This is a genomic window from Undibacterium sp. SXout7W, assembly GCF_049339385.1.
GTDB lineage: Bacteria > Pseudomonadota > Gammaproteobacteria > Burkholderiales > Burkholderiaceae_D > Undibacterium.
This window is the reverse complement of sequence record NZ_JBMPPF010000144.1, coordinates 1-289: the sequence shown is the minus strand read 5'-3', so window position 1 is coordinate 289 and position 289 is coordinate 1. Positions and strand designations below refer to the sequence as shown.

At 52.6% G+C, this 289-nt stretch carries 1 protein-coding gene; it reads left to right on the top strand.

The genetic code is table 11. The features are described 5' to 3' along the window. Positions 1 to 31: 31 nt before the first annotated feature. The coding region (locus ACO0LB_RS20845; protein WP_423052648.1) for a hypothetical protein at positions 32 to 289 on the top strand (258 nt) is incomplete at its 3' end.

Sequence of the window (289 nt, the reverse complement as noted above, 5' to 3'; positions counted from 1 at the left end):
AATGATGATGGAGATGGAGGACACGTACCTTGTGTCTACTCCCATCACAGTTGACCCGCTGCTGGGTCTGCCTGTCGATCGCAAGTACGGTAAGCTGCGCCCATTGCTTAGGACTAACATGCGCGCGGAGAAGCAACCCTCGCAGAAGGAGTCTATATTGGGTGCGATAAAACGCAACCTGAACGCTCCCCTGTTGCGTAACGCTGCTTTGTCCGAAGAAGCAATTGGAGAACTGCTCTTCAAGAACTTTGAGCGGTCGGCCATAGACGAGACTAAAGCCACCATCTAC